This window comes from Micromonospora sp. NPDC051006, from assembly GCF_044456245.1.
Taxonomy (GTDB): domain Bacteria; phylum Actinomycetota; class Actinomycetes; order Mycobacteriales; family Micromonosporaceae; genus Micromonospora.
The window spans coordinates 207,544-223,188 of sequence record NZ_JBITFP010000007.1; the positions used below are offsets into that span (position 1 = coordinate 207,544).

Annotated in this window: 12 protein-coding genes; 6 read left to right on the forward strand and 6 right to left on the reverse strand. The window is 72.7% G+C overall.

What is annotated here, in order from left to right; all coding sequences use genetic code 11:
• Window positions 1-58 precede the first annotated feature (58 nt).
• From dop to arc, 3 genes are all read right to left on the reverse strand, one after another.
• Window positions 59-1,576 (reverse strand): depupylase/deamidase Dop, encoded by a 1,518-nt coding sequence (gene dop / locus ACIBBA_RS14910; RefSeq protein WP_396697397.1) that lies wholly within the window; start codon window positions 1,574-1,576, stop codon window positions 59-61.
• 123 nt (window positions 1,577-1,699) lie between these two features.
• Complete coding sequence (locus ACIBBA_RS14915) at window positions 1,700-3,589, reverse strand: hypothetical protein (protein ID WP_396697399.1); 1,890 nt, start codon at window positions 3,587-3,589, stop codon at window positions 1,700-1,702.
• 256 nt (window positions 3,590-3,845) lie between these two features.
• The gene (gene arc, locus ACIBBA_RS14920) at window positions 3,846-5,627 is read right to left on the reverse strand and encodes a proteasome ATPase (protein ID WP_350874307.1); all 1,782 of its coding nucleotides are present in this window, start codon (window positions 5,625-5,627) and stop codon (window positions 3,846-3,848) included.
• A 178-nt stretch (window positions 5,628-5,805) separates the two neighbouring features.
• Here arc and ACIBBA_RS14925 point away from each other — a divergent pair, with 178 nt between their 5' ends.
• The gene (locus tag ACIBBA_RS14925) at window positions 5,806-6,102 is read left to right on the forward strand and encodes a ferredoxin (protein WP_396697489.1); all 297 of its coding nucleotides are present in this window, start codon (window positions 5,806-5,808) and stop codon (window positions 6,100-6,102) included.
• A gap of 67 nt (window positions 6,103-6,169) precedes the next feature.
• Here the strand turns inward: ACIBBA_RS14925 and ACIBBA_RS14930 are convergent, their stop codons facing one another.
• From ACIBBA_RS14930 to ACIBBA_RS14940, 3 genes are all read right to left on the reverse strand, one after another.
• On the reverse strand, window positions 6,170-6,742 hold the full coding sequence (locus tag ACIBBA_RS14930; protein ID WP_357058360.1) for a hypothetical protein: 573 nt from the start codon (window positions 6,740-6,742) through the stop codon (window positions 6,170-6,172).
• Between the two features lie 84 nt (window positions 6,743-6,826).
• Window positions 6,827-7,840: a tRNA (adenine-N1)-methyltransferase gene (locus ACIBBA_RS14935; RefSeq protein ID WP_396697401.1), complete on the reverse strand. Its 1,014-nt coding sequence runs from the start codon at window positions 7,838-7,840 to the stop codon at window positions 6,827-6,829.
• On the reverse strand, window positions 7,837-8,928 hold the full coding sequence (locus tag ACIBBA_RS14940; protein WP_396697491.1) for a M50 family metallopeptidase: 1,092 nt from the start codon (window positions 8,926-8,928) through the stop codon (window positions 7,837-7,839). Before ACIBBA_RS14940 ends, ACIBBA_RS14935 begins: the two co-directional genes overlap by 4 nt.
• Before the next feature lie 149 nt (window positions 8,929-9,077).
• Here ACIBBA_RS14940 and ACIBBA_RS14945 point away from each other — a divergent pair, with 149 nt between their 5' ends.
• From ACIBBA_RS14945 to ACIBBA_RS14965, 5 genes are all read left to right on the forward strand, one after another.
• Complete coding sequence (locus ACIBBA_RS14945) at window positions 9,078-9,992, forward strand: RecB family exonuclease (RefSeq protein WP_396697403.1); 915 nt, start codon at window positions 9,078-9,080, stop codon at window positions 9,990-9,992.
• Window positions 9,993-10,068: 76 nt separating this feature from the next.
• Complete coding sequence (locus tag ACIBBA_RS14950; RefSeq protein ID WP_396697405.1) at window positions 10,069-11,262, forward strand: sensor histidine kinase; 1,194 nt, start codon at window positions 10,069-10,071, stop codon at window positions 11,260-11,262.
• Window positions 11,263-11,287: 25 nt separating this feature from the next.
• Window positions 11,288-11,968: a response regulator gene (locus tag ACIBBA_RS14955; RefSeq protein WP_396697407.1), complete on the forward strand. Its 681-nt coding sequence runs from the start codon at window positions 11,288-11,290 to the stop codon at window positions 11,966-11,968.
• 354 nt (window positions 11,969-12,322) lie between these two features.
• Complete coding sequence (locus tag ACIBBA_RS14960; RefSeq protein WP_396697409.1) at window positions 12,323-13,090, forward strand: ABC transporter ATP-binding protein; 768 nt, start codon at window positions 12,323-12,325, stop codon at window positions 13,088-13,090.
• Window positions 13,090-15,645, forward strand: a complete 2,556-nt coding sequence (locus tag ACIBBA_RS14965; protein WP_396697411.1) for an ABC transporter permease — start codon at window positions 13,090-13,092, stop codon at window positions 15,643-15,645. Before ACIBBA_RS14960 ends, ACIBBA_RS14965 begins: the two co-directional genes overlap by 1 nt.

Below are 15,645 nucleotides of genomic sequence, written 5' to 3' on the forward strand. Positions count from 1 at the left end.
TGACGAAAGGGCCCGCCGCGCGCCGTTGTCGGCGTACGACGGGCCCTCGCGGCGCGGGTCAGCCCCCGGTCAGCGTCTCGAGCAGGTCCTTCGCGCTCGGGCACCGGTCGAAGAGCGCGCCGACGTGCTTGCGGGTGCCGCGCTCCGGCTCCATCATCGGCACCCGGACCAGCGACTCGCGCCCGACGTCGAAGATGACCGAGTCCCAGCTCGCCGCCACCACCTCGGAGGCGTACTGAGCCAGGCAGCGACCGCGGAAGTAGGCCCGGGTGTCCTCCGGCGGCTCGGTCATCGCGGCCCGCGTCTCCTCGTCGCTGAGCAGCGTCTTCATCGCCCCGCGGGTGACCAACCGGTGGTAGAGGCCCTTCTCCGGGCGGACGTCGGAGTACTGCAGGTCGACCAGCTGAAGCTTGTGCGAGCCCCAACCAAGCCGCTCGCGCTCCCGGTATCCCTCCAGCAGCCGCAGCTTGGCCACCCAGTCCAGCTCGTCGGCGCAGAGGAACGCGTCGCGGCCGAGCCGGTCGAGCACGCTCTCCCACCGGTCCAGCACGTCGGCGGTCTGCGCGTCCACGTCGGTGCCGTACCGGTCGTCGACAAAGGAGCGGACCCGTTCGAAGTACGCCCACTGCACGTCCAGCGCGGTCAGCCGCCGCCCGTCGCGCAGCCGCATGAGGTGGGTCAGCGACGGGTCGTGGCTGACCGCCCGCAGCTCCCCGACCGGATCGGCGATGCCCAGGTCAGCGCCGAGCGCCTTCTCCTCGATCATGCTGAGGATCAGGGCGGTGGTGCCGACCTTCAGGTAGGTGGAGATCTCCGAGAGGTTGGCGTCGCCGATGATGACGTGCAGCCGCCGGTACTTGTCCGCGTCCGCGTGCGGCTCGTCGCGGGTGTTGATGATCGGTCGCTTGAGGGTGGTCTCCAGACCCACCTCGACCTCGAAGAAGTCGGCACGCTGGGAGATCTGGAAGCCGTTCTGGCCGCCGTCCTGCCCGATGCCGACCCGGCCGGCGCCGCAGACAATCTGCCGGGTGACGAAGAACGGGGTCAGGTACGCCACGATGTCGGCGAACGGGGTCTGCCGCCGCATCAGGTAGTTCTCGTGCGCGCCGTAGCTGGCGCCCTTGTTGTCGGTGTTGTTCTTGTAGAGGTGGATCGGCTGGGTGCCGGGGATGGTGGCGGCCCGGCGGGACGCCTCGGCCATCACCCGCTCGCCGGCCTTGTCCCAGCGCACCACGTCCAGCGGGTTGGTCACCTCCGGAGTGGAGTACTCCGGGTGGGCGTGGTCGACGTAGAGGCGGGCGCCGTTGGTGAGTATCACGTTGGCCAGCCCGAGATCCTCGTCGGCGAGCGCCTCGGCCGGGTCGTAGGCGGCGCCGGAGTAGGTGAAGCCGCGGGCGTCGCGCAGCGGCGACTCCTCCTCGTAGTCCCAACGGGCCCGGCCGCCGCGGTTGAGTTCCGGGCGCGCCCCGTAGGCGTTGACCACCTGCGAGGAGGTGACCATCGGGTTGGCCCCGGCCTGGCCCGGCACGGAGATGCCGTACTCGACCTCGGTGCCCATGATCCGTCTAACGCTCATCGACTGCCCGCTCCCGCTCGCCCGTCCGGTCCCCCGTCCCGTCGAGCGTAGTCGGCCGCACGGCGGATGGGGGCGTGGCGGTGCGGTCGGTCGCGGTGTCGCGGTCGCGCGGTGCTCGGCAGCTCAGCTGTACGGGTCAGTGATGATCATGACCTCGACGGTGACCCGGGTGCGAAGCTCCGGTTCGGCCTCGAGCAGTTTCTCGACGCGACGTCGAGAGCCGGGGTCGGCCACCACGAAGCGGACCGGGCCGGGCACCCGGCGCAGCATCTCCCGGGTCCGGTCCGGTTCGAAGAACACCATGACGTAGACGCCGTGCTCGGTCTGCGCGGTGGTGCCCTGCAGGGCGGAGACGCAGAGCCCTTCGAGGTAGGAGCGGTAGGGGCCGCGGTCGAGCACCAGCGTGGTGGCCCAGGGCACCGGCGGGTAGCGACGGCTGGCCTCCTGGCAGACCACCGCGGCCCGGACCGGTTGGTCGAGCTTCTGGTGCACCCAGCGTTGGGCCCAGCTCTGCTTGTCGGTGAGCAGGACGCTGCGGTGCCAGCCGGTGACGCCGCAGACGGCCACGGCGGTGACGGCGAGCGCGACCGCGGTGAGGGTGGCCGCGGCGGTGGTGAGGATCCGCCGGAGCGGGCCCCGGCCGCGCTGCGGGGCGGGCAGCAGCCGGACCAGGCCGACCGTGCCGACGATCAGCAGCACGGTGGCCAGGTGGCCGGCCTTGTTGAAGTAGTACGCGGGTTGTCCGCCGGCGTTGATGCTGAGCTGCGCGATGGCGAGGGCGAACAGGATGCCGACGAGCATCACGAGCAGGGTGCGGCGCCAGGCGCGGTCGGCGCGCCGGACCTGCACGGCCAGGGCGAACACGACGACGCCGCCCAGCCAGAGCAGGGCGCGCCAGGTCTGGGTGACGTCCCGCCCGATCAGGGCGGTGAGCGCCTCGGTCTGGCCGGCGCGCAGCACCCCCAGCAGGGGCGCGGTCGAGGCGAGGGCGGCGGTGGCGAGGGCGACGACCAGCAGGGTCGGCCAGACGCGCAGCGCCTCCCGCCAGTGGCCGACGAACCAGCAGAGCGCCAGGACGGCGGCGGCTGGGAGGAACAGGTAGTAGGTGAAGCCGATGCCGGTCAGCAGGGCGCCCAGCAGCACCAGTTGCTCCCGTGTACCGCCCAACGGTCGGGCGACGAGGCCGGCCAGGGCGACGGTGAACGCCAGTCCCAGCACCTCGGCGGGGTAGCCGGCGATGAGCAGGCGGGGCAGTTGGGTGCCGAGGATGAGCGCGCCGACGACGACGGTGAGCACCGTGCGGTGCAGCGGGTGCAGCGGGCCGGGTATCCGTTGGGCGGTCCACTGCATGGTCAGTGCCAGCAGGCCGAAGCCGGCGATGCACCACCACAGGTAGTGTCCGGCGACGTGGGTGCCGCCGGGGGCGTCGTCGATTCCGGTGAGGTGGCCGTCGAGCAGGGCGGTGACCAGGTGCCAGCCCTGCGGGTAGTAGACGAGGGCGGAGACGATCTGTTCGCGGGCGGCGGCGGGGTCGACGAAGAGGTAGCCGCCGGCTCGGCCGATGGCGTCGAAGAGGGCGAGGTGGCGGTAGTTGTCCTCGCCGCGGCCCAGCAGGGTCAGCTGGGTGGCGAGGTCACCGGCGCGCAGCAGAGGCTGGGCGAGGTAGCCGACGATCGCGGCGGTGCCGAGGACGCAGAACAGGTCGGGCCAGCCGGGCCGGGGCAGCTTCGGGCGGCGGCGGGTGGCGAGGGCGACGCCGACGAGCACGGTCAACGCGGTGCCGGCGACCGGCACCGGGTGCAGTCCCCACGGCCAGACCGCGAAGAGCAGTCCGGCGCCGGTGGTGGCACCCAGCAGGAGCATGGTCGCCAGCATCAGCCGGTCGAGCAGGGTGCGGCCGCCGCGCAGCAGGCTGGCGGTGGCGAGCAGGACCAGCGGGGGCAGCAGCCAGTGGCGGTGCAGCAGATGCGCGGCGACGGGCACCACCCAGGCCGCCAGCAGGGCCGCTGCCACCAACGCGGGAATGCGCCAGCGGCGGGCGGGAGATGAGGGCCGTGGTGCAGCGACCGCCGGGGGGACCGGCGGGTTGATGACAGTGAGCTCGGACGGCACGCGGATCCTCGGCGGGTCGACGAAGCGGCGAAGGCAGCTTACCGAGCGGCCCGGCATATCGCCCATCGAGGCGCGGACCCGGCAGGGTGAACCGGTGGTGACATGGTCGCGGGGCCCGCGGCGCGTGTCGCGCCACGGGCCCCGCTGGCCTGGACCGTCAGAGGTACTGGCCGGTGTTGCTCGCCGTTTCGATGGAGCGGCCGGCCTCGGTGCCCTTGCCGCCGGAGACGAGCGTGCGGATGTAGACGATCCGCTCGCCCTTCTTGCCGGAGATCCGGGCCCAGTCGTCCGGGTTGGTGGTGTTGGGCAGGTCCTCGTTCTCCCGGAACTCGTCGACGCAGGCGTCGAGGAGATGCTGCAGGCGCAGGCCCTTGCGGCCCGAGGTGAGGAACTCCTTGATGGCCATCTTCTTGCCCCGGTCGACGATGTTCTGGATCATCGCGCCGGAGTTGAAGTCCTTGAAGTAGAGCACTTCCTTGTCACCGTTGGCGTAGGTGACCTCGAGGAAGCGGTTCTCCTCGGTCTCCGAGTACATCCGCAGCACGACCGCGTCGATCATGGCAGCGACGGTGGCCTGCGGGTCGCTGCCGTGCTCGGCCAGGTCGTCCGGGTGCAGCGGCAGCCCGGAGAGGATGTACTTCGAGAAGATGTCCTTGGCCGCCTCGGCGTCCGGCCGCTCGATCTTGATCTTCACGTCGAGCCGGCCCGGGCGCAGGATGGCCGGGTCGATCATGTCTTCCCGGTTGGAGGCGCCGATGACGATGACGTTCTCCAGCCCCTCCACGCCGTCGATCTCGCTGAGCAGCTGCGGAACGATGGTGTTCTCCACGTCGGAGGAGACGCCGGAGCCGCGGGTGCGGAAGACCGAGTCCATCTCGTCGAAGAAGACGATCACGGGGGTGCCCTCGCCGGCCTTCTCCCGGGCACGCTGGAAGATCAACCGGATGTGCCGCTCGGTCTCGCCGACGTACTTGTTGAGCAGCTCAGGGCCCTTGATGTTGAGGAAGAAGCTGGTGTGCTTCTCCTCGCCCCGCCGTTCGGCGATCTTCTTGGCCAGCGAGTTGGCCACCGCCTTGGCGATCAGCGTCTTGCCGCAGCCGGGCGGGCCGTAGAGCAGAATGCCCTTGGGCGGACGGAGCTGGTGCTCCCGGAACAGGTCGGCGTGCAGGAACGGCAGTTCCACCGCGTCGCGGATCTGCTCGATCTGCGAGTGCAGGCCACCGATGTCGCCGTAGTCGACGTCGGGCACCTCCTCGAGGACCAGCTCCTCGACCTCGCTCTTCGGGATCCGCTCGTAGGCGTAGGCCGAGCGGGGCTCGATCATGAGCGAGTCGCCGGCCCGGATCGGCGAGCCGATCAGGGTCTCGGCCAGGTGCACGATCCGCTCCTCGTCGGAGTGCGAGACGACCAGCGCCCGGTCGCCCGGGCTGCCGTCGGGACCCGCGAGGATCTCCTTGAGCATCACCACCTCCCCGACCCGCTCGTAGCCGAACGCGTCGACGATGTTGAGCGCGTCGTTGAGCAGCACCTCCTGCCCGCGCTGCAGCTCGGCGACGTCCAGCGAGGGCGAGACGGCCACCCGGAGCTTGCGCCCACCGGTGAAGACGTCCACCGTGCCGTCGTCGTGCCGCGCGAGGAAGACGCCGTAGCCACTCGGTGGCTGTGCGAGGCGGTCGATCTCCTCCTTGAGCGTCACGATCTGCGCGCGAGCCTCCTTGAGGGTGCTCACGAGCCGGTCGTTGTTCTCGGTCAGCCGCGCCAACTGTGCCTGGGTGGCCGCCAGCCGCTCTTCGAGCTGCCGTACGTGTCGGGGGCTTTCGGTCAACTTGCGCCGCACCAGAGCGAGTTCCTCTTGCAGGAACGCGACCTGCGTGGAGAGATCGTGGGCCTCCTTCTCCCACCGTGCGGCGCGCGAGTCCGCGTCGTCGCTGCGTGCCACGTCCCACCTCCCCGGGGGGCTTGAACGTTCTGCCCTAACACTAGCCGCTATGAGCGCGATTCGGTCCCGCGCAACGCCCTCGTCACCGAACCTTGATCGCCAAGGGTGGCCGACGGGGCCGGTCCGGGCATTCAGGTACCGTCGGGGCGTGGGACGCGAGAACATGGGGGGTGCTCCGGTGGCGGAGGTCGCGACGGACCAGCTTCAGGTCTGGGTGGACCAGGATCTCTGCACCGGCGACGGGCTCTGCGTGCAGTACGCGCCGGAGGTCTTCGAGTTCGACGTCGACGGCCTGGCCTACGTCAAGGGCCCCGACGGCGAGCTGCGCCTGGCCCCCGGCAGCCGGGTCGACGTGCCCGAGCACCTGCGTCTGGAAGTCATCGACTCCGCCAAGGAGTGCCCGGGCGAGTGCATCCACGTGGTGCGCGCCAGCGACGGCGCCGCGGTCGCCGGCCCGGACGCCGAGCAGGACTGAGCTCCCCCACCCGGTCGGCGCGCGACGCCGCGGGGCCGGCGCCCACGGGCGTACGGCGACCGACCGCTCAGAGCAGCGGGCGGCCCACCACCGAGGCGACCAGCCGGGCGAACTCCTCCAACCGGGCGATCTGCCCGGCGCCACCGTCGTCCAGGGTCTTGCCGAAGCGCAGCGCGTCGTGCCGCGGCGCACCGGCCATCTCCTCCGCCGGCGGCGCCTCGTCCAGCGAGGTGAGCAGCAGGTAGACGTCGATGCTGTCGACCCGGACCGCGCCGCTGTCGGCGCGGGTGAGCCGACGCCGGCAGCCCACCTCGGTGACCGTGGAGACCGGCACCACCCGCAGCGACGAGGTCATCGACCCCGGCGGCCCCTCCCCCGGCGGCACGTCCTCGCCGTGCCAGAGCACCAGCCGGCTGCCGTCGCAGACCACGACCTCCTGCCAGACCCCGTTGACCTCGTTGACGAAGCGCTCCAGGGTGAAGCCGAGCACCGAGGCGCCGCGCAGCACCCCGCCGAGCGCCTCCAGGGCGATGTCCGGGTCCCGCAGGTAGGCCCGCGCGGCCGACTCGAGATCCTGGTACGGCGACCAGTCCGGGAAGACCGCGGGCAGGTCGCCACCGCCGTAGCCCGGGCTGCTCATGCCGTCGATTCCCTCCGGTCGAGGCTGTCGTGGATCCGATCCGCGCGGATGACCCGTCCGCTCATGCCCGGGCGCCCGTGCGCGTCACGGCGTGTCCACCTCCGTCGGCTCCGCCGGCGCCCCGGCCGCCTGCGCGGCAGCCGCCTGCCGGGCCTCCGCCTCGCGCAGCACCTGGCGGCGCTGCACGTAGGCCTCGGTGCCCTTGCTCGGCTTGCGCCGCCGTGGCGGCGCGGTGACCCCGGGGGCGAGCTTGCGGGCGGAGACCAGGAACGCGGTGTGCGCGATCATCCGGTGGTCCGGACGCACGGCGAGGCCCTCGGCGTGCCAGTCGCGCACCAGCGACTCCCAGGCCCGCGGCTCGGTCCAGCCGCCCCGCTCGCGCAGCGCCTCAACCAGCTCGGAGAGCTGTGGGGTGGTGGCCACGTAGCCGATGAACACCCCGCCGGGCACCAGCGCCCGCTCGACCATGTCGAGGGTCTCCCAGGGGGTGAGCATGTCGAGGATGATCCGGTCGAAGCCGGTCTCCCGGCACTGGGCGACGTCACCGACGTGCAGGTGCCAGGCCGGGTGCGGCCCGGCGAAGAAGGACTCCACGTTGCGCCGGGCGATCTGGGCGAAGTCCTCGCGCAGCTCGAACGAGTGCAGCTCCCCCTCGGTGCCGACCGCGCGCAGCAGCGAGCAGCTGAGCGCGCCGGAGCCGGCGCCGGCCTCGAGCACCTTCGCGCCGGGAAAGATGTCGCCCATCGCGACGATCTGCGCCGAGTCCTTCGGGTAGATGACCTGCGCGCCGCGCGGCATGGAGAGCACGTAGTCCGACAGCAGCGGACGCAGGGCGAGGAACGCCGTCCCGCCGCCGGTGGTGGTGACCACGCTGCCGTCGGGCAGCCCGATCAGGGTGTCGTGCTCGAGGATGCCGCGGTGGGTGTGGAACGCCTTGCCGGGCTCCAGGGTGACCGTGTGCATCCGCCCCTTCGGGTCGGTCAGCTGCACCCGGTCGCCGACCCGGAACGGGCCCCGGTGCACGGGTGTCAGACCCGGTCGGTCGGTGGGGGCGGGTGCGCCCGCGTCGGCCGGCACGGCGGAGGGAGTTGCGGTCACTTGTTCATCTTCCGGTCGGGTTCGAGGAGCTGGGCGAGATCCGCGATGTGCAGAACGCCGACGACATCTTCGCCTGCGGTCACCACGTACTGCGCGCCCGGGTGGGTCTGCACGCTCTCCATCACCCGTTCCCCGTCCAGCCCGACCGGCAGGGTCGGCAGGGTGGCCAGCGACCGGGACACCGCGTCCACCGCCAGCCAGGGCCGGCGTTCGACGGGCACCGCGGCGGCGGCGGCCGGGTCGACCAGCGCGACCGGCCGGCCGGCACCGTCGGTGACCAGCAGCGCGGCGCCGGGCGGGCCGGACTCGGCGTGGCGGCGCTGCGCCTCGGCCAGCGGGGTGCCGGTCGGCACCGGGCAGACCGGCCGGGCCAGCCGGGACAGGTCGATCAGCGGGAACCGACGGCTGACCCGGGCGTACCGGATCGACTGGCCGGCGCCGCGCCACAGGGTGAACGCGACCAGCAGCATCAGCGGCAGCGCCAGCGGGGCGAGCTGCCGGTTGAGGGTGAGCAGCGCGACCAGCGCCGCGGTGCCGACGGCGACCGCACGGCCCACCCAGCCGGCCACCACGGTGCCCCGGTGCCGGTCCCGGGTCACCGCCCAGACCACCGCGCGCAGCGCCCGGCCGCCGTCGAGCGGCAGCCCGGGCAGGACGTTAAAGATCGCGACGATGACGTTGCTCACCGCGAGCTGGAAGGCGAGCTGGTTGGCGACCGTGCGGTCGGGCAGGGCCAGGGTCGCGGCGACCGCCACCGCGCCGAGCACCGCGGAGACCGCCGGCCCGGCCAGCGAGACCAGCAGGTCGACCCGGGGCGACGGGGCGTCGCGGTCCATCTCGGTGTAACCGCCGAGCAGTTCGAGGGTGATCCCGCGCACACCGATGCCGTAGCGACGGGCGGTGAGGGCGTGGCCCAGCTCGTGCAGCAGCACCGAGCCGAGCAGCGACACGACGAACCCGATGCCGATCAGGTAACCGCTGAGCTGGGACAGGGCGAGCTGGTGGCGGGCGAATTCGGCGTAGAGCACGGCCACCAGCACGGCCAGCAGGAGCATCGAGCCGTTGAGGTGCACCGGCACCCCGAACAGCCGTCCCACGGTCACGCCGGGGCTACGGCCGGGCCGGCGTCGCGGCCGGGAGGTCTGCTCCATCGGGTCGATGCTACGGACCGCGGTTGGGACGGCGCGCGGGCGGCGGGGCGCGGGCGGTGTCACACCGGTGCCCTAACCTTCCGGACATGACGGCGGAACCGGTGACAACCCAGCAGCCCGCGACCCCGGCGCAGGTGCCGGCGACGGTGCGGGCGTCGCTGTCGCCGTCCCGGGCGGCGGATTTCAAGACCTGCCCGCTGCTCTACCGATTCCGCAGCATCGACCGGCTGCCCGAGCGGCCCACCGTCGAGCAGGCCCGGGGCACGTTGGTGCACGCCGTGCTCGAGCGGCTGTTCGACCTGCCGGCCGGCGGGCGCACCCCCGCCGCCGCCGGTGACCTGGTCGCCCCCCAGTGGGACCGGTTGGTCACCGAGCAGCCGGAACTGGCCGGGATCTTCGCCGACGGCGACCCGGCCGCGGCGGCCGAGTTCCTCCGCTCCGCCGCGGCGCTGCTCGAGGGCTACTTCGCGGTGGAGGATCCGAGCCGGCTGGAGCCGGCCGAGCGGGAGGCACTGATCTCCGCGGTGGTCGACGACGAGTTGCTCATCCGGGGCTACCTCGACCGGCTCGACGTCGCGCCGGACGGCGCGCTGCGGGTGGTCGACTACAAGACCGGCGGCGCGCCGCGCGAGGCGTTCGAGGCGCGCGCGCTGTTCCAGCTGAAGTTCTACGCCCTGGTGCTCTGGCGCACCCGCGGGGTGGTGCCGCGGGTGCTGCGGCTGCTCTACCTGCGCGACGCCGAGGTCCTCGACTACACCCCCGACGCCGACGAGCTGCTGCGCTTCGAACGCACGGTGGTCGCGCTGTGGCGGGCGATCGAGCAGGCCACCGAGCGGCAGGATTTCCGGCCCCGGCCGAGCCGGCTCTGCGACTGGTGCAGCCACCAGGCGCACTGCCCGAGCTTCGGCGGCACCCCGCCGCCGTTCCCGGCCGGCGTGGGCGGCGCCGACCCGCTGCGCGACGCCCGCTCCCGCCCGGCCACCCCCGGCGCCGACGAGTGAGCCTCCTTCCCAGGTAGGAGGACGGGCTCACCATCGGCGACGATCAACCTCGCCGGGCGGCGACTAGCGTCGCGGTATGAGCGAGGGTCCGAGGGCGCTGCTGCGCCGGCATCCGCTGGCCGCCGACGCGCTGCTCGCCGTCGGCCTGGTGGCGTTGGAGCTGCTGTTCACCCTGCTCACCCCGCGCGAATACTGGCCGCGCCCGCTGCCGGCCACCCTCGGCTGGAGCGTGCTCTGCGCGGCCCCGGTGGCGCTGCGGCGGGTGGCGCCGTGGCCGGCCGTCGGAGCGGCGGTGGCCACCCTGGCGCTGCCGGCGCTGACCGGTGACGGCACGACCGCCCAGGGCGTGGCCCTGGCCGTGCTGACGTACACGATGGCGGCGCGGCGGCCGGCCCGCGCGGCGGCGCTGGCCGCGGCGCTGCTCTGGGTGCCGGCGATGGTGGCCAACGTGCTCGCCCCGCCCAGCGTCGCGCTCGCCGTCGGACCGGCCTACCTGGTGCTGAACAACCTGCTGCTGGGGCTGCTGTCGTTCGCGGTGGGTCGGGTGGTGAACGCCCGCCGGGCGGCCACCCGGGCGCTGCGGGAGCGGGCCCGGGTGGCCGAGGAGCGGCAGCGGTCGCTGGCCGAGCAGGCGGTCGCCGACGAGCGCCGCCGCATCGCCCGGGAGCTGCACGACGTGGTGGCCCACCACGTGAGCGTGATGGGGGTGCTGGCCACCGGGGCCCGCCGGGTGCTGCGCCGCGACCCGGACGCCGCCGACGAGGTGATCGGCACCATCGAGGAGACCGGCCGGGCGGCCCTGCGGGAGCTGCGCCGGCTGCTGGACGTGCTGCGAACCGACGCCGAGCCGGTCGCCGAGCTCGCCCCGCAGCCGGGGCTGGCCGGCATCGACGCGCTGACCGAGCAGGTGCGCGAGGCCGGCCTGCCGGTGACGCTGCGCGTCGAGGGCACCCCCGGGCCGCTGGAGGAGGGGGTGGCGCTGGCCGTCTACCGGATCGTGCAGGAGTCGTTGACCAACGCGTTGAAGCACGCCGGGGCGGCGAGCGCCCAGGTGCGCCTCAGCTATGGCACGGACGCGCTGGAGGTGGAGGTGACCGACACCGGGCGCGGCCCGCGACCGGAGCCCGACCGGATCGGGCACGGCCTGGTGGGCATGCGGGAGCGGGTCGGCCTCTACGGTGGTGTTCTGCGGACCGGCGCGCGGGCCGGCGGCGGCTTCCGGGTGTACGCGAGAATCCCGGTGGAGCAGCCCGGGCCGCTCGCGGCGTGACCGGACGGCAGGACGGGGAGACGAGATGACCGATCAGGCGGCACGGCCGGTGCGCGTCCTGCTCGCCGACGACCAGCCGCTGCTGCGCACCGGGTTCCGGATGGTGCTGGGGGCGGAGGACGACCTGGACATCGTCGCCGAGGCCGGTGACGGGGTGGAGGCGGTGGACCTGTCCCGCCGGCTGCTGCCCGACGTGGTGCTGATGGACATCCGGATGCCCCGGATGGACGGGGTGGCCGCCACCCGGGCCATCGTCGACGCCCGGCTGCCGGTGCGGGTGCTGATCCTGACCACCTTCGACCTCGACGAGTACGTGGTGGGCGCGTTGCGCGCCGGCGCCAGCGGCTTCCTGGCCAAGGACGTGCCGGCCGAGGACCTGGTCACCGCGATCCGTACCGTGGCCGCCGGCGAGGCGGTGGTGGCCCCGCGCATCCTGAAGCGACTGCTGGTCCGCTTCGCCGACGTGCTGCCCGATCCGGCCGCGGCACCGCCGCGGTCACTGAGCGCGCTCACCGAACGGGAGCGGGAGGTGCTGGTCCAGGTGGCCCGAGGGCTCTCCAACGCCGAGATCGCCGCCGCGCTGTCGGTGAGCGAGACCACGATCAAGACCCACGTCGGGCATGTGCTGACCAAGTTGAGCCTGCGCGACCGGGTCCAGGCGGTGGTGCTGGCGTACGAGACGGGGCTGGTCCGTCCCGGGGCGTAGCGGCACGGCGTCGACTACCTCCTGCGGCGTACCCGAAGATCCCCCGTCGGTGCGATGGCCCGGTTGTCGCGGTCACCTACCGTGACCGGAGACGGCCAGACGCGGTTGACCCTCACGTGGCGTCAGCTCCTAGCGTCGGGCCCGATGCCGTCCCGCCCGTACGGGCGGGCGGCGCGCCCGGCGCGGATCAGGGTCAACCCTGAGCCGGGATGGGGGGCACCCGCAGCGCGGAAATCCGCACCGGCTCCGCCCGGAGTCGGACGGAACCGGGCCGGGCAGCACAGATGATGGGGACGGCCACGCCGGACCAGCGGGGGTGGCGTGGATTCCGAGCAGACGGAAGAGGTAGATGACGTGACCGCGACGGTAGGCCACCAGGCGCAGGCCGCGGCCCGGGCGAACGACGTGTGGAAGGTGTACGGCAGCGGCGAGGCTCAGGTGATCGCGCTGCGGGGGGTCAGCGCGGAGTTCGAGCGGGGCCGGTTCACCGCGATCATGGGCCCGTCGGGCTCCGGCAAGTCGACGCTGATGCACTGCCTGGCCGGCTTGGACACGGTGACCCGGGGGGCGGTGGCGATCGGCGACACCACGGTCACCGGCCTCGGTGACGCCGGGCTGACCAAGCTGCGCCGGGACAAGGTGGGCTTCATCTTCCAGCAGTTCAACCTGCTGCCCACCCTGACCGCCAAGGAGAACATCCTGCTGCCGATGTCGATCGCCGGGCGCAAACCCGACCCGGCCTGGTACGACACGGTGATCGACACGGTCGGCCTGCGGGACCGGCTTGACCACCGCCCGGCGCAGCTCTCCGGCGGCCAGCAGCAGCGGGTCGCCTGTGCCCGCGCGCTGGTCTCCCGACCCGAGGTGATCTTCGCCGACGAGCCGACCGGCAACCTGGACTCGCGCTCCGGCGCGGAGGTGCTCAACTTCCTGCGCAACTCGGTACGCGAGCACGGCCAGACCATCGTCATGGTCACCCACGACCCGACCGCCGCCGCGTACGCCGACCGGGTGGTCTTCCTCGCCGACGGGCAGATCGTCTCGGAGCTGATCGAGCCGACCGCCGACACCGTGCTGGACACCATGAAGAAGCTGGACGCGCCGGCCGAGGTGAGCGGCTGATGTTCCGGGCGACACTGAAGAGCCTGCTGGCCCGCAAGCTCCGGCTGATCCTCTCCGGGCTGGCGGTCGTGCTCGGGGTGATGTTCGTTTCCGGCGCGTTCGTGCTCACCGACACCCTCGGCCGGTCGTTCGACGCGGTCTTCGCCGACGGCTTCTCCGAGATCGACGTGAACGTCGCGGGGAAGCCGAAGGTGGCGGTCAACGAGATGGAGGGCGAGCAGGTGGCGGCGCCGCTGCCCGCCGCCACCGTCGACCGGGTGAAGCAGGTGCCCGGGGTGGCCGACGCGGTCGGCATCGTCAACGCCGACGGCGCGCGGCTGATCGGCAGCAACGGCAAGGTCGTCACCTCGTTCGGCCCGCCCCAGTTGGGCGAGAACTGGACCGGCGAGAGTGAGCTGCTCCGGCTGCGCGAGGGCCGCGCTCCGCAGGCCGACGACGAGATCGTCATCAACGCGGGGCTGGCCCAGGCGGCCAAGGTCAAGGTCGGCGAGCGGGTCGGGGTGCTCACCGCGTTCGAGTCGAAGCGGCGGGACTTCACGCTGGTCGGCCTCTTCGGCTACAGCGGTGACCGGGACTCGATCGGCGGGGTGAACGAGGTCATGTTCACCACCCCGGTGGCGCAGAAGCTGATGCTCGGCACCCCGGACACGTTCAGCAGCATCACCGTCACCGCCGCCGGCGGGGTGACCCCGGAGGCGTTGCGCGACGACGTCGCCGGCGCCCTCGGCGCGGATTTCGACGTCAAGACCGGTGAGCAGGTCGCCGCCGACCAGGCCGCCGGCCTGAAGGAGGGCCTGCAGTTCTTCAACCGGATCCTGCTCGGCTTCGCCGCGGTGGCGCTGCTGGTGGGGACGTTCCTGATCCTCAACACCTTCTCGATCATCGTGGCGCAGCGCACCCGGGAACTGGCGCTGATGCGGGCCATCGGCGCGAGCCGCCGCCAGGTCATCGGCTCGGTGGTGCTGGAGGCGATCGCGGTCGGCCTCATCGCCTCGGTGCTCGGCCTGGCCGCGGGCATCGGCATCGGCGCGCTGCTGGCGTGGGTCTTCGGCAACCTGGCCGGCGGGCTCACACTGGCCGGGCTCGGTGTGCCGGCCGCCGCGGTGATCGGCGCGTTCAGCGTCGGCACGGTGATCACCGTGGTGGCGGCGCTGCTGCCCGCGCTGCGGGCGTCCCGGATCCCGCCGATCGCGGCGATGCAGGACGTGGCCACCCCGGACCGGCCGCTGACGAAGGTCACGGTCGCCGGCGCGCTGGTCACCGCGGTCGGCGCGGTGCTGCTCTTCCTCGGGCTCAGCGGTAACGCCGGCGGGCAGACCCTGCCCACCATCCTCGGCGGGGTGCTCTTCGCCTTCATCGGGGTGGCGCTGCTGACTCCGCTGATCAGCCGGCCGGTGGTGAGCCTGCTCGGCGCGATCTTCGCCTGGTCGGTGCCGGGCAAGCTGGGCCGGCTCAACTCCGGGCGCAACCCGCGCCGCACCGCGATCACCGCCGCCGCGCTGATGGTCGGCATCGCGCTGGTCACCGGCGTGACGGTGATCCTGGATTCGGCGAAGGGCAGCATCAGCGCGCTGGCCCAGGACAACATCAAGGCCGAGCTGGTCATCGCCGGGGTGCAGGGCGGGCCGCGTCCGCCGAGCTTCGACCCGTCGGTGCTGGAGAAGGCGGCGGCGATCCCCGGGGTCCAGCTGGTCGACGGCGAGTACGGCGACATGGTGAAGATCAACGGTGAGAGTACCTGGGCGGGCGCGAGCAGCGACCCGGCCGCGCTGCAGCAGATCTTCGCCGCGAAGGCCACCGCGGGAGACATCAGCCGCCTGGCGCCGGGGCAGATGCTGGTCAGCTCCGACACCGCGACGTCGCGCAATCTGTCGGTCGGTTCCACGGCGAGCGTGCAGGCGCAGCGGGGTGAGCCGCGCACGTACACCGTCACCGGCATCTACGAAAGCTCCCAGCTGCTGAACCCGGTGACGCTGCCGGCCGACGCGGCCCGGGAGTTCACCGTCCCGCAGCCGATCCAGGGCTTCGTGCAGCTGGCCCCGGGCACCTCGGTCTCGTCCGTGCAGCCGCAGGTGGAGTCGCTGCTCGCGGACTCCCCCGAGGTGTCGGTGGCCGACCGGGACGCGTTCATCGATCAGCAGACCGGTCAGCTCGACGGGCTGCTCACGATGATCCAGATCCTGCTGGCGCTGGCCATCGTGATCGCGGTGCTGGGCATCGTGAACACGCTGGCGCTGTCGGTGCTGGAGCGCACCCGGGAGCTGGGCCTGCTGCGGGCGATCGGGCTGCGCCGAGCGCAGACCATGCGCATGATCACCGTCGAGGCGGTGGTGATCTCGGTGTTCGGCGCGCTGCTCGGCGTCGCCGTCGGCACCGGCCTCGGCGCCGCGGTGGTCGAGGCGCTCAAGGACGAGGGGATCACCGACCTGATCCTGCCCTGGTCGCAGATGGGGATCTTCCTCGGCCTCGCCGCGATCGTCGGCGTGGTCGCGGCGGTCCTCCCCGCGATCCGGGCCGCCCGGATCAACGTCCTGGGCGCCATCGCCCACGACTGA